The sequence below is a fragment of the Chroococcidiopsis sp. TS-821 genome, assembly GCF_002939305.1.
In the GTDB taxonomy this organism is placed as follows: domain Bacteria; phylum Cyanobacteriota; class Cyanobacteriia; order Cyanobacteriales; family Chroococcidiopsidaceae; genus Chroogloeocystis.
Genome location: NZ_MVDI01000002.1, coordinates 535,935 through 549,634, shown reverse-complemented (window position 1 = coordinate 549,634; position 13,700 = coordinate 535,935). Strand labels below are relative to the sequence as shown.

At 46.7% G+C, this 13,700-nt stretch carries 9 protein-coding genes; 2 read left to right on the top strand and 7 right to left on the bottom strand.

Annotated features, from left to right (window positions below; all coding sequences use genetic code 11):
• Nucleotides 1-16 precede the first annotated feature (16 nt).
• Entirely contained in the window at nucleotides 17-1,648 is a 1,632-nt protein-coding gene (prfC, locus tag B1A85_RS10115) for a peptide chain release factor 3 (RefSeq protein WP_104546764.1), read from the top strand.
• Between the two features lie 27 nt (nucleotides 1,649-1,675).
• Nucleotides 1,676-5,080, top strand: coding sequence for a GAF domain-containing protein (locus B1A85_RS10110; RefSeq protein WP_104546763.1), 3,405 nt, complete (start codon nucleotides 1,676-1,678; stop codon nucleotides 5,078-5,080).
• Between the two features lie 36 nt (nucleotides 5,081-5,116).
• Here B1A85_RS10110 and B1A85_RS10105 read toward each other — a convergent pair whose 3' ends face one another.
• From B1A85_RS10105 to purC, 7 genes are all read right to left on the bottom strand, one after another.
• Entirely contained in the window at nucleotides 5,117-6,388 is a 1,272-nt protein-coding gene (locus B1A85_RS10105; RefSeq protein WP_104546762.1) for a DNA cytosine methyltransferase, read from the bottom strand.
• Nucleotides 6,389-6,475: 87 nt separating this feature from the next.
• Nucleotides 6,476-7,654, bottom strand: coding sequence for a lipid-A-disaccharide synthase (lpxB, locus tag B1A85_RS10100; RefSeq protein ID WP_104546761.1), 1,179 nt, complete (start codon nucleotides 7,652-7,654; stop codon nucleotides 6,476-6,478).
• On the bottom strand, nucleotides 7,651-8,478 hold the full coding sequence (gene lpxA, locus B1A85_RS10095; RefSeq protein ID WP_104546760.1) for an acyl-ACP--UDP-N-acetylglucosamine O-acyltransferase: 828 nt from the start codon (nucleotides 8,476-8,478) through the stop codon (nucleotides 7,651-7,653). Before lpxA ends, lpxB begins: the two co-directional genes overlap by 4 nt.
• 88 nt (nucleotides 8,479-8,566) lie before the next feature.
• Complete coding sequence (gene fabZ, locus B1A85_RS10090) at nucleotides 8,567-9,058, bottom strand: 3-hydroxyacyl-ACP dehydratase FabZ (RefSeq protein WP_104546759.1); 492 nt, start codon at nucleotides 9,056-9,058, stop codon at nucleotides 8,567-8,569.
• A gap of 38 nt (nucleotides 9,059-9,096) precedes the next feature.
• The gene (lpxC, locus tag B1A85_RS10085; RefSeq protein ID WP_246841386.1) at nucleotides 9,097-10,008 is read right to left on the bottom strand and encodes a UDP-3-O-acyl-N-acetylglucosamine deacetylase; all 912 of its coding nucleotides are present in this window, start codon (nucleotides 10,006-10,008) and stop codon (nucleotides 9,097-9,099) included.
• Nucleotides 10,009-10,073: 65 nt separating this feature from the next.
• Nucleotides 10,074-12,491, bottom strand: coding sequence for a BamA/TamA family outer membrane protein (locus B1A85_RS10080; RefSeq protein WP_104546757.1), 2,418 nt, complete (start codon nucleotides 12,489-12,491; stop codon nucleotides 10,074-10,076).
• Between the two features lie 225 nt (nucleotides 12,492-12,716).
• Nucleotides 12,717-13,466, bottom strand: coding sequence for a phosphoribosylaminoimidazolesuccinocarboxamide synthase (gene purC, locus B1A85_RS10075; RefSeq protein WP_104546756.1), 750 nt, complete (start codon nucleotides 13,464-13,466; stop codon nucleotides 12,717-12,719).
• Between the last annotated feature and the right edge of the window lie 234 nt (nucleotides 13,467-13,700).

The window sequence follows — 13,700 nt, the reverse complement described above, 5'->3', positions numbered from 1 at the left end:
CATTAGCATAGCATTCATGACATCTATTGACCTTCAGCCTGAATTGCACGCAGAGGTAGAACGTCGGCGTAACTTTGCAATTATTTCTCACCCAGACGCAGGAAAAACAACACTAACAGAAAAACTATTACTTTACGGTGGAGCAATTCACGAAGCAGGCTCGGTAAAAGCACGACGCGCACAGCGGAAAGCAACATCAGACTGGATGGCAATGGAGCAACAGCGAGGAATTTCAATTACCTCAACCGTCTTGCAGTTTGAATATAAAAATTGTCAAATCAACCTGCTGGATACACCAGGACACCAAGATTTTAGCGAAGACACATACCGCACGCTGGCAGCTGCTGATAATGCGGTGATGCTGATTGATGCGGCAAAAGGTTTAGAACCGCAAACAAGGAAGTTGTTTGAAGTTTGTAAAATGCGCCAACTTCCAATTTTTACATTTATCAACAAGCTCGATCGTCCAGGGAGAGAGCCTCTCGAACTTCTAGACGAAATTGAACAAGAGTTAGGACTACAAACCTATGCGATAAACTGGCCCATTGGGATGGGCGATCGCTTCAAAGGAGTTTTTGACCGCAATCAGCAGCAAATTCATTTGTACTCGCGCGTCGAACACGGTAGTCGCGAAGCAGTCGATACAGTTATCGACGTTGGCGACCCCAAAATAGAAGAACTTTTAGAGCAAGATTTATACTATCAACTCAAAGACGAACTCGAACTTTTAGACGAACTAGGAGCCGAACTCGACCAAGATTTAGTTCACCAAGGCAAAATGACACCCGTATTTTTTGGTAGCGCGATGACAAACTTTGGTGTCGATCTTTTTCTCAATTTTTTCCTCGAATACGCGCTCAAACCTGGTAGCCGTAAGAGTACAGCCGGAGAAATTGCGCCAACATATCCAGAATTTACGGGATTTGTGTTTAAACTGCAAGCAAATATGGACCCAAAACATCGCGATCGCGTTGCGTTTGTCCGCGTGTGTACAGGGAAGTTTGAAAAGGATATGACCGTCAATCACGCGCGTACTGGCAAAACCATTCGACTGTCACGTCCACAGAAATTGTTTGCCCAAGATCGCGAATCAATAGATACTGCGTTTCCTGGTGATGTTATTGGTTTGAACAATCCTGGTGTATTTGCGATTGGCGATACGATCTATACAGGTCAAAAAATCGAGTACGAAGGTATTCCTTGTTTTTCACCAGAATTATTTGCGACGCTGCGCAACCCCAACCCTTCAAAATTTAAGCAATTTCACAAAGGTGTTTCGGAAATTCGCGAAGAAGGTGCAATCCAAATTATGTACTCAGCAGATGAGTCAAAACGCGATCCGATTCTCGCCGCCGTTGGACAGCTACAATTTGAAGTCGTTCAATTTCGCCTACAGCAAGAGTACGGCGTTGAAACACAGCTAGAGTTGCTACCGTACACGGTTGCGCGTTGGGTAGTCAACGGTTGGGAAGCTTTAGCCAAGGTAGGGCGCTTGTTTAACACTGTGACTGTAAAAGACAGTTGGGGACGTCCTGTGTTACTATTCCGCAATGAGTGGAATTGTCAACAACTTCAGGAGGATCATCCAGAACTAGAACTCACAGCGATCGCTCCTATGATTTCTGGTCAACAGCCTGTGGATGGATAACCGCTAAAAAAATATGGCATGCGGTTTATGGAATCGTGCAAGTGCAATCAATTCAAAATTCTCATCTTGGATCGACAGTCAGAACTTGAGGCGTTGTGCTGTCTTCTGAAGCAAGACTATGAGGTGCTGATTGCAGATTCGGAAAGAGTCGCACAGACTGTCTTACAAAGCGAAACTATAGCAGTCTTGATATCCAATGGCGTGACTTCCTTAAACAATCGAATTGCCGACGAAGTCACAAAGTATCCTTATCTGATGTGGCTCGTTTTAACCGATGATACTGATACGCCAAACTTAGCAGAGGCAGTTTGTACGGGTAAAGTATTCAAATGCCTTCCTAAATCTTGCTTAGGAGAAATACCAACTGCTGTACGCCAAGCGATCGATACGCATCGCATTCTCAAATTACGAACGCAAGCACTGTATTCAACACTTGAGCGCCAGTCACGACTCAATGCAATTACGAACACAATTCGCAGCGCTTTAGACTCGCAGCAAATCTTACAAACGATTGTGAATGCAGTTGGTCAAATGCTGGAAGTTAGCTACTGTATTCTTCGTCCTTATCAAGATAATCGTGCTCTTGAAAAATCGTTTGTTTATCAAGCTGAGGATAGTGCTGTTTGTCAGGGAAAACGTTGGACTTTAGAACAAACTCTATGGGAAACGCGGGAATTGCAAGTTATCCATGATGTCAGTACTAACACGCGGCTGCAAAACGCGATCGCATACCAACAAGCCAATATTGCTTCTAGCTTAATTGTGCCGCTCATCTGCCAGCAAGAACTCATGGCAATCATGGCGATTCATCAATGTTGTCAGCCACGACAATGGCAAGACGACGAAATCGAGCTAGTGACCATCGTCGCAGACCAAGCCGCCCTAGCTTTATCGCAAGCCCGCGCCTACGATCGCATTTCAGCACTTGCGCAACGCGAAGCCCTCATTAACAAAATTACCGCCGCGATTCGTTCGAGTCTTGACCCGCAAGACATCTTTGCTGCAATTACGCAACAACTCGGGCAAGCTTTACACGTAGACGGCTGTGCTTTATCTTTATGGACTGAAGAAGACGAATTTGTCCAATGCGTTGGTTTATACAACCGCACCGAACCCGCATCTTTCTTAAGCCCGCAACAACTACCACAATCGCGATCGCCAATCGCTGGAAACCCTGTTTTACAACTTTTGCTCCGCACCCAACAACCTGTTGTCATCAACGATCTCAACCAACAACCAGAAATGCGCGGACTCGATTTACCGCTTTCCTCGCCAGCCGCGCGGGCTTTATTGGTTGTGCCCCTGCTTGCAGATAATACAAGTATCGGTAGTATTACCTTACGCTCATTTTACAAACCACGTCACTGGCAAAACGAAGAAATTGAACTAGCGCAAGCCGTAGCTGCGCAAGCCGCGATCGCGGTACAACAATCGCGACTTTATCAAAAAAGTTGTGCATTAGCCGATCGCTTACTCGAATTAGACCGGCAAAAAACGCACTTTTTTCAAAACATCTCGCACGAGTTTCGCACTCCCCTGACATTAATGCTCGCACCGCTCGAATCGGCGGTCAATCAAAAACAGGACTTACCCCACGAACAAGCGGCGATCGCTTTACGCAATTCTCGCCGTCTTTTGCGATTAGTCAATCAACTGCTCGATCTGCAACGGCTTGATGCTGGAAGAATGCAGCCGAGTTTTCGCCCTTGCGATTTACTCGAGTTTGTCAGTCAAATCGTTGAATCGTTTCGTCCCTATTGTGAAAAAAAAGAACTCGAACTAATTACTGAGTTCAATCCCTGTCCTTTAGTATATTTGGATACAGAAAAATTTGATAAAGTTGTATACAATCTTCTATCAAACGCAATGAAGTTTACTCCTCCTGGAGGTAAAATTACGATTCGCGTCGAAACCGCAGGAGATCACTGTTTAATCCAGGTTGAAGACACTGGAATTGGAATTGCCAAAGAACAAATTCCGCACTTATTCAAACGCTTCCATCAAGCCGAAGCTGCGGTCAACCGCTCGTATGAAGGAAGTGGCTTAGGACTTGCGCTAGCGAAAGAATTAATCGAACTACACGCCGGTCAAATTTCTGTAGAATCAGTCTACGAAAAAGGCAGTAAATTTACGGTCTGGCTCCCCATTGGCAAAGGACACTTGCCACTCGACCAAATTTTAGAAGTTCCGACGCAAGTTCAACTGCGAAGTGCGGCGGTAGAGTTAGCCGATTTAGAGATTGTCGCAGCAGAAAGCACAGTTAAAAACGATCCGCGTCTAAAAGAAGAGCGAACGCCGTTCCTTCCTCATACCCTAGTACCGCGTCGCCAGCAACCAGCCTCTATTCTGGTTGTTGATGACAATCTCGATTTGAGAACTTACGTTGCGACAATTTTGACACAACAAGGTGGTTACCAAGTTTATACGGCACGTAATGGTATTGAAGGATTGCATTTAGCCTACAGCGTTCTTCCCGATTTGATTATCACTGACTTAATGATGCCGCATCTATCGGGTTTAGAAATGATCTGGCAGATTCGCAACGACGAGAAACTTAAAGGAATCCCCATTGTTCTCCTCACCGCAAAAACTGACGAAGAAACTCGAATTACAGGAACCGAAAGCGGCGCAGATGCGTATCTAGCAAAACCCTTCAACGATCGCGAACTCCTTGCCGAAGCGCGCAACTTACTAGCGTTAAAAGAAAATGAGCGCCGCGTTGTAGAGTTAAATACTTACCTCACCGAGTCTGTACTCAAACGTTTTTTGCCACCAGAGATGGTAAAAAAAGCGGCAACAGGCGATCTAGCACTTGATTTACGCCCAGAACCGCGGTTAATTACGATTTTGTTTAGCGATATTGTCGGGTTTACGCAACTTGCGAACACACTGCGATCGCGCCGTGTCGCCGAGTTATTAAACGAATACCTAGAAACAATGATCCGCGCCGTATTTGATAACGGTGGCACTGTAGATAAATTTATGGGCGATGCACTGTTAGCTATCTTTGGCGCGCCCGAAGATATGATGCCCAACGAACAAGTCCGCCGCGCGATCGCCACCGCCCGCGCAATGCATCACGCTTTATCTCGACTCAACCAACGCTGGCACGATCAAGGAATTTTAGGGAAAAACCAAAGTCACCTAATTCAGTTTCGCTGCGGTATTCATCAAGGTACAGCAGTTGTCGGGATGTTTGGGAGTACGGAACGCGCTGATTACACAGCAATTGGTCCGAGTGTCAACATTGCGGCGCGATTGCAACAAGCCGCTGCACCTGGGCAAATTTTAGTTTCTGCTGCTGTCGCCGATTATTTAGATGATGATGAAATTATTAAATTTAGCCCCCTGGAACTTAAAGGCGTTGATGAAACGGTTTTAACATTCTCTGTGCGTCCAAAGCAGCCTAGGGACAATACTGTTTCGTTTTAAATCTACAAATAGGTCGTAGAGGAAGCAGAGGGAGAATTAACTGATAATGCTATTTTTGCCCATCCAATATGACGTTGCCTCGGTACTTCTCAATCGTAGTAACTGCGTGTTACCTAGATTCAATAATGCTGCGGGCACCATCGAGTTAATTTGTAAAGCGGCAACAACTTGCCGTCCGATTGCGTGCGCTAAAAGTGGCGGTACTGCATTCCCAACTTGCCGAAAACCGTGCCATTTCGTTTGATGAAAGCGAAACCAGTCAGGAAAAGAGTGTAGTCGTGCGGCTTCGCGCACCGAAATCACTCGCGATCGCGTTGGATGAATCGGACGTGGAGAAGTATAACTACCGCGTTCTGCCCCTGTACCCGCGCATAAAGTGTGGCTCAATCCGTTGAGGTCTAAGCGACGTAAATGGCTGATCGACTCGCGTTGATTCGGTAACATAGCGGCAAAGCGTTCGATACTATTAGCGGTATGCTGCGTTCGCATTGAACTTGTTAATAACTGCGGATTCCACAATCGCCGATAAGAAAAGTCCGTTGACGAGATTTCACCGCGCAGCAACTTAACGTAATCGCTAGCTTTTTGTTGCAATTCCCAAAATTGGCGATCGCTTAACAAAACTTCGTCGGTAAACAACAATTCGGGAAATTCCTCGATATCAGGAAGATCCGCGATCGCGTCTTTGACTGTGACAAATGTATTGTTTGGATTGGGTAAACTCACAGGTGTCACTCCCTGCTGAGAACCCAGAAAAAACAATCGTCGTCGGCGCTGCGGAACGCCAAAATCTGCGGCATTGAGAATTTGCACTTGCACTTGATATCCGGCTTGTTCGAACTGCGTTTTGAGTTGCGCGCACCAAAGTTTATACTGCCCGATTGCCATTCCTGGAACATTTTCCATCACAAAATAGCTAGGGTTTAATTCTGTCACCAAGCGATGAAAGTGAAATACTAGATTGTTGCGTTCGTCATCCAGCGATCGCTTACCTACGATCGAGAAACCTTGACACGGCGGACCGCCAAAAACTAAATCGATTCGCCCATCCCAACTTTGAGCCGCACACGTTGCTGCTTCTCGAATATCATTACCGCTAATTTGGCTGACATCTGCGGCTAAAACCCGTGTCAGCGGAAAATTAAACGCGTAAGTACACGCATGAATCGGATCGCGTTCTACCGCTACTAATACATCAAACCCAGCTTGTTCAATTCCCAGAGAGAATCCTCCCGCACCCGCGAATAAATCAACGGCGACCGGACGAGTTTTTGTAGTGAGGAATTGTTGCTTGCTGGCTCGAACCATCGGTATAGTAGGGGGACAGAGATCAAAGGTCAGAGGTCAGGGGATGTTCGTGCTAGACCTACGGTTCAGAGTTAAAAGAGAGTTGACTCAATATTGCAGTAACATTTGAAGAATTTCCTGAGCTGCGCGATCGCAGACTCCCACTTCACCTAACGCGCGTCGCATTTGTTGATAGTCTGCCAAAATTTGTTGACGACGGCTAGGGTTAAGCAACATATCTAAAGCATTTTGGACAATATTTTCTGGTGTTGCTTGCTCTTGCAGTAATTCTGGCACAATTGATTTCATTTCCACCAAATTTGGCGGCGACATAAAGGGAATGGAAAACTTGAGAATATGCCGCGCAATCCACGCCGTAATGGGACTAACGCGATAAATCACAACTTGCGGTACATCCAATAGCGCAATTTCCAGATTAACCGTTCCCGATTTGGTAATGGCTAGATCGGCTGCTGCTAAGATTTCTAAAGTTTGACTCGAGCGCACCGTAGCTTGCAAGCCATAACGCGCGATCGCTTGTTCGATTGGTTGGCGATAAATTTCTAACGATAATGGAATCCAGAAATGCACTTGCGGTAATTTTTCTTGCAGCGTTTTCGCCGCTTGCAACATCACGGGTAGAAGATATTTAATTTCCTGACGGCGCGAAGCTGGTAAGAGTGCGATCGCAGTTTGTTCTGGAGAAATTCCTAACGCGGCACGCGCTGCATCGCGACTAGGGGCATTTTGCATCCGATCGACTAAAGGATGACCTATCCAAGTGACATTTGCTTTTTGCTGTCGAAAATAACGTGCTTCTTCTGGAAAAATTGCCAGTAATTTGTCGGTAATGTTGATAATTTGTTGCGTATTTTGAGAACTAATTGCCCAAACCCATGCTTGTGGAGCTATGTAGTAAGCAATTGGTACGTTTGGCATCTGTTGCCGGAGGTATTTGCCAATTTTTAAATTTGGTCCAGCATAGTCAATTAAAACAACGACATCAGGAGGATACTGCTGGAGGTAAGCAATCGCGCGTTTTTGCAATTTTAGCGTGGGCAAAATGAACGGTATCGCTTCTAAAATTCCTACCGAACCAATACTGCTGGTATCTCCGAGTATTCTTGCTCCCGCCGCCGCCATTTTCTCGCCACCTAATGCGACGACCTCAAGTTCCCAGCCTAAACGCGCCGCTTGACGCTGTAATGCTGCGATTAACAACGCACCTTGTAAATCTCCGGCAACTTCTCCTGTACTGATGAATATGCGTCGCACCTGACTGCTCATTCATCACTCCTTGTGTCGAGAGTGCGACCAGGAATCAACCCTCGGCGTCCTGACATTTGCGAAAGTTGTAAAAATTGGCGCAGGTGTTGCAGGTGTTCGTTGTCTTGCAATAAGTCTAATTTTTCTAACGCTTGATTGAGCGTTAAACCAGAGCGATATAACGTGCGGAAAGCTTTTTTGAGCGTTTGAAAGACTTTTCCATCGTCGAGTTCGCTAATACCTGCCCGTTTGAGTCCGATCAGATTGAGCGATCGCACTCTAGCAGGATTACCTTCGACTAACATATAAGGCGGTACGTCGCGGTCAATGCGGCTCATACCGCCCACCATTGCCAGCCTGCCAATATGAACAAATTGATGAATTCCCAGAACTCCACCAATCGTGGCGCGCGATTCAATGTGAACGTGACCTGCCATTGCCACGGCATTCGCAATCACTACCGAGTCACCTATAACACAATTGTGCGCCACATGCACGTACGCCATCAGTAAATTATTATTACCAATGATTGTGGCTTCACCCGCACCTGTGGCGCGGTTAATCGTCACGTACTCGCGGATGCGGTTGTTGTCACCGATTTTGACGTACGAAACTGCACCTTTGTACTTGAGATCCTGCGGTTCTAAGCCGATCGCGGCGCCTGGGAAAATGTGATTGCCTGCGCCAATTTCAGTTGGTCCATCCAAGACAACGTGCGCGCCGACGATCGTGTCTGAACCAACTTTAACGTGCTCGCCAATAACTGCGTAGGGACCAACTTGTACCGAAGGGTGCAGTTCTGCACCAGGATGAATTACAGCAGTGGGATGAATCAGTGTTTTCAAGAGTGTGTCTCCGAAAGGATACTAGGGTTCAAGGGTTAGGGGCTAGGGATATCACTAAGTAGCCACTACCTGTTTCCACTAGCCTCCTTTAATCCACCAAGGAAAACATCAATTCGCCTTCAGCAGCCAGTTGACCGTCTACTTCAGCACGAGCTTGCATTTTACCGAAACGACGCCGCTTGACGCATAACAGTTCCGCACTCATCACGAGTTGGTCGCCAGGAACGACTTGACGGCGGAATCGCACTTTGTCAATTCCCGCAAACATAAACAAGCCGCCTTCGACTTCGGGTAGTTGTGTCAGCACAACGCCACCGACTTGCGCCATCGCTTCAACAATAAACACGCCTGGCATAATTGAGCGTCCTGGAAAATGACCCTGAAACTGCGGCTCATTAAATGTCACATTTTTGATACCAACAGCACGTTCTCCAGGAACGTACTCGATGATGCGATCGACAAGTGCAAATGGATAACGATGTGGTAACAACTGTTGAATATCTTCCGCTGTAAAAATTGCCTGGCTTGCTGCTACCGTATTATGTGGTTCAGAAGAATTAGTGCGAGTCAGAGTTGACATGGAAGTGCTTGAGGGTGAGTGGGATTTTAGTATAAATACTACCGTCTAGAAGCTACGATTTGTTGCGCAAGTTGAACGTGCAAATTATGGCTTGCTTTGTAAGCCACGAAATGAGCTAGTGGTAAGTTGCCCAATAAGCTCAAATCTCCTATTAAGTCTAAAATTTTATGACGTACAGGTTCATTTGCAAATCTCAAAGGTGGATTGAGCCATCCTTCTTGAGTACAAACTAGCGCATTATCTAGACTGCCTCCCTTAATTAAACCTTGTTGTTGTAAAAAATCAATCTGATGAGCTAAGCCAAAAGTTCGAGCCGGAGCTATTTCACTCGCAAAGCTAGCAGTTGATGGATAAGCCGCAATTCGATTGCCCGGCGACCAGCTATACCATTGATTGCCAATTGCAGGTAAGTCAAAATCAATTCCGTACGTAAAACGGATTTCAGATGCAGGGATTGCGGCAACAAAAGCATCATCATGGCGTACCCAAATTGGTTCAGAAATCACCGCAGGCGTGACGCGAGGTTTGTCTTGCGCGACGACACCAACTTGGGCGATCGCCTCTACCCACAATGCGGCGGAACCGTCGAGTAATGGCACTTCTGCTCCGTTAATTTCGATGCGGACGTTGTCTACCCCCATACCAGCTAGCGCAGCCAAGAGATGCTCTACCGTGCGTATTTTTGCTTCATTTTGTTCTAATTGTGTTGACAGCACAGTTTGAGTAACAGAACTCACCTTTGCGGCGATCGCGGGTGATTCGGGCAAATCAACACGGACAAAATAACGCCCGGCGTCTACAGGTGCTGGCAATAGCCGCACAGAAGTTTTTTCACCACTGTGTAACCCCACTCCAGATTGCTGAATTTCACCTGCTAAAGTGTGCTGCAATGATACTGGGGATTGTTCTTCAGGGCTACTAGGTGTTGTCTGACTCGTCCTTGGCTGCATCTTCATCATACTTCCTTGTGTTTTTGTCTTTTTCCTACCCTCGCTCCTTTGCCCCTAACTCTTCATTAGAAGCGTTCTCCAATACCAAAGTGCAGGCGATTGTCACCTTCGTTATTGATACCGTAGTCAATCCGCAGTGGTCCTAGAGGAGACTGAATGCGCAAACCAATACCATAGCCAAAACCACTACCAGGTTTATCGAGTTGTCCGGCTGGGTTTCCAGGTACATTTTCGCCTGTGCCTAAATCCGAGGCGACATCAACGAATAACGCACCGCCCACAACGGAAAAGATGGGGAAGCGATACTCCGCAGTTGCTTGGACAAAGCTGCGACCAGTTCCCAAATCGCCTTCATTAAAACCTCGAACCGAATTCACTCCTCCCAAAGCAAAAGCTTCATAAGGCGGTAGATCGCCCAGAATAGTTCCCGCTTGGATATTAAACGCGAGCGTTTCTGGTCCTTCTGCGAAGTTAGTAAAGTTTACTGGTAGGTATTGACTATAGCTGCCGCGTAGGCGATTGAGGAAGATACTTCCTGAACCGATGGGAACCGATTGCTCAACGCCAAACCGCAGTAGCGAACCATCTGTCGGGCGCAATACGTTATTGCGGCGATCGCGGACTAATCCAACTTGCAACGTCAGTAAGTCGTCAATTCCTGTACCCGAAAAACTCAGATCCGTTGGTTCGCCATCCGGTCCTACTTGTCCTTCTGGTCTTAAGTTTCCATCCGAATCGCGAATCGAAATTCTTTGGTATTCCAACCCAGCTGATGCGGTCCATTCGGCTCTTTCTAACGGATTTCGTGACAAAGGACGCGTAAACGTGACGCCACCACCAAGGCGTAATACGCGCGGGCGATCGCCTAAAAGTTCGCCATCGTTATTAATAACTTCAAACTGCTCGTCACTGCTATCAAACACTAAGGAAATCGAACGCCGACGGAAGGCGTTAACTGTATACGAGGTACGGAAAGGATCTCCCGCAATCCAAGGGTCGGTAAAGCGGACGTCGAACAATACTTCTCGTTGTCCTACTTGTAATTCGGCGCCAACTTTTTGGTTGTTACCACCTAGGTTTTGCTCTTGGTAACTCACTGTCCCAAACAAGCCACTTGCCGAACTAAAACCGGCACCAGCCGCGATCGAGCCGCTATTGCGCTCGTCAACGTTGACAACGACGACAACTTGTCGCGGGTCTTGACCAGGGTTTAAAGAAACATTGACATCTTCAAACAAGCCTAAACCAAAGACGCGTTGCAAGTCTTGTTGAACTACCGTGCGGTTAAAAACTTGTCCTGGTTGCAGCGCTAATTCGCGGGTAATGATAAAGTCGCGCGTCCGCCCTTGTATTGGTCTGCCTTCATCGTCTGTTGCTTCGCCTTCGCTAATGAAGCGGACTTGAATATCTTCAACAACACCTTCAGCAACTTCTAAAGTCACAACTCCATCGGCTGTTACTTGTGGTGCTGCCACAACTTGCGCCAAAACATAGCCATTATCTTGATACCAACGATTTAACTGCTGAATACCTTCTTGTAGCTGCCGCAAATTCAAGATTCTGCCGTACTGCGGCTGAAAAATATTGTTGACAACATCAGGCGGCAACACCGAAGGAACATTCGTGCCTGGGTTAGCCTGGATTTGCACTGAGCGTAAAACTGGATTAGGTTGAACGATGAATGTAACGCGAACTCCCAAAGGCGTATCGCTCGGTTCCGCACGCACGTTGGAGAAGAAACCTGTTGCGAAAATTGCATTGATATCTTCTTGTAACTGCGTGCGTGTTGTTGTTCTTCCTGGAACTGTGCGCACCGCTTGATAAACTTGATTTTCGAGTTCAGGATCTAATACTCCCGTTTCCGCACTCACAACAACTTCTGAAACAAGAACTTGTGGCTCCGTATCTGGTGGGGTGGTTTCTGGTTGTCCCTCTGGCTGTGGCAATGGTGGGGCGACTTCCGGTTGCACTCCTTCAGGTAAGGGTGCTGGTTGCGGCGGCGTTGCGGGTGCTGGCACGCTTTCTTCACCTGGAGGTGTATCTAATGGTGCTTGTGGAGTAATCGGTATTTGCAGTTGACCGGGTGTTTCATCTAGTGGCGCTCCTCCTGCACCTGGAGGCGGAGTCACAGGCACTGGCTGTTGCGGTGGCGTTGCTGGAAATCCCTGAGTTGGCGACGGAATGACTGGCGATGGTTGTGGCTGCGGTGCAGGGCTTGGTACTTGCTCGTTTGTTTGATTCGGTGTTGTTGGAGTTGCTGGCGTTTGTCCGAGGAGCAACTGTGTCGAATTATGTTGTCGTTGTTCGGTCTTTGTTTCGACCACAACACCTGTTACTGGGATTGGTTCTTGTGCCATTTGCGGTGGCTCAGCCGACCCTGATTTTACTACTGATGGGTCTACCGTTTGTCCTGCAACTGGAACTGTTAAGCTTAACGGAGCAGCGATCGCAACAGTTGCTGCCCAAAACGAGGATATGCGCATTTTCTTCAACCTATTAAGCACTTCCACACACCATGTGTATTGTTATCAGGGATTAGTTTCTCTACAAAGAGTTTTGCATCCTAAAAAGTTTCGTTCGCGTAGCGTGCCGGATGGCATTATTTTAAGTGTTGAGTTTTTACTTCAAAGACTTCTCAACACGCAACACTTTACGACTTATAACTCATAACTCAACTCACGACTCTACACTCATATCTATCTGTTCCCTTAACCTCCGACCTCTGAGCCCTGACCTCTTGTTTGAATTCGTTCTAAAACTTGCTGGTAAGCATTTTCCACATCTCCTAAATCGCGGCGGAAACGGTCTTTATCCATGACGCGGTTGTTAGGATCGCTGTCTGCGGAGTTCCATAGACGGCAAGTGTCAGGACTGATTTCGTCAGCTAATCGAATTGTGCCTTGGGCATCCAAGCCAAACTCTAGCTTGAAATCTACCAAGGTTATGCCGCAGCTTTCAAAAAATTCTGAGAGATGATGATTAATTTGCAAGGCTTGCTGCTGTAATTGGTCTAGCTCATCAGGAGTTGCGAGTTCCATCAGTAGCAAGCGATCGCGCGTTAAAAGCGGATCTCCCAGCTGATCGTTTTTATAGTAAAACTCCACTAACGGCTGTTTGAGAACGGTACCGAGTGGTATCCCTGTTTGTTGACAGAGACTACCAGCTGCAATGTTCCTGACAACAACTTCTAAAGGCAAGATTTTCACTCGCACCACTCGCATCTGATTCGGTGCTGGGCAATCGATGAAATGAGTGCGAATACCACGCGCTTCTAAATACTGAAATAGTGCTTGTGAGATTTTGCAGTTAATCTCGCCTTTTCCGACAATTTTGCCACGCTTTTGTGCATTAAAAGCTGTAGCATCATCTTTGTAATGTGCCAGTAAAATTTCTGGCTCATCAGTTGTGTAAATGATTTTCGCTTTGCCTTCGTAAAGCAAGTTTTTTCCGACAGACATTAGTTAAGTTAGAGAGCTACCAGCAGGTCTATACAAGCTTCATTATTGTATCGTTCTAACGTAAATAACAGCTGCTTTGAGTCAAAAAGGAGTTACAAACTATAAAGTGAGTGGTGAGTGTTAGTCAAAGCAGATCGCACTTATAAATCCTTACGTTCTCCAAATTGGTAGTTAGTGCTAGTAGCTAGTGTTAGTCAAAGCAGTGCAGCAGAAGATCGTGTAGAGCTTTCTTGT

Coding starts and splice junctions, on each gene's coding strand:
- lpxC (WP_246841386.1), bottom strand. CDS start 10,008: ATGCAGCCAAGGACGAGTCAGACAACACCTAGTAGCCCTGAAGAACAA.
- B1A85_RS10110 (WP_104546763.1), top strand. CDS start 1,676: ATGGAATCGTGCAAGTGCAATCAATTCAAAATTCTCATCTTGGATCGA.
- B1A85_RS10105 (WP_104546762.1), bottom strand. CDS start 6,388: ATGGTTCGAGCCAGCAAGCAACAATTCCTCACTACAAAAACTCGTCCG.
- purC (WP_104546756.1), bottom strand. CDS start 13,466: ATGTCTGTCGGAAAAAACTTGCTTTACGAAGGCAAAGCGAAAATCATT.
- prfC (WP_104546764.1), top strand. CDS start 17: ATGACATCTATTGACCTTCAGCCTGAATTGCACGCAGAGGTAGAACGT.
- lpxB (WP_104546761.1), bottom strand. CDS start 7,654: ATGAGCAGTCAGGTGCGACGCATATTCATCAGTACAGGAGAAGTTGCC.
- fabZ (WP_104546759.1), bottom strand. CDS start 9,058: ATGTCAACTCTGACTCGCACTAATTCTTCTGAACCACATAATACGGTA.
- B1A85_RS10080 (WP_104546757.1), bottom strand. CDS start 12,491: ATGCGCATATCCTCGTTTTGGGCAGCAACTGTTGCGATCGCTGCTCCG.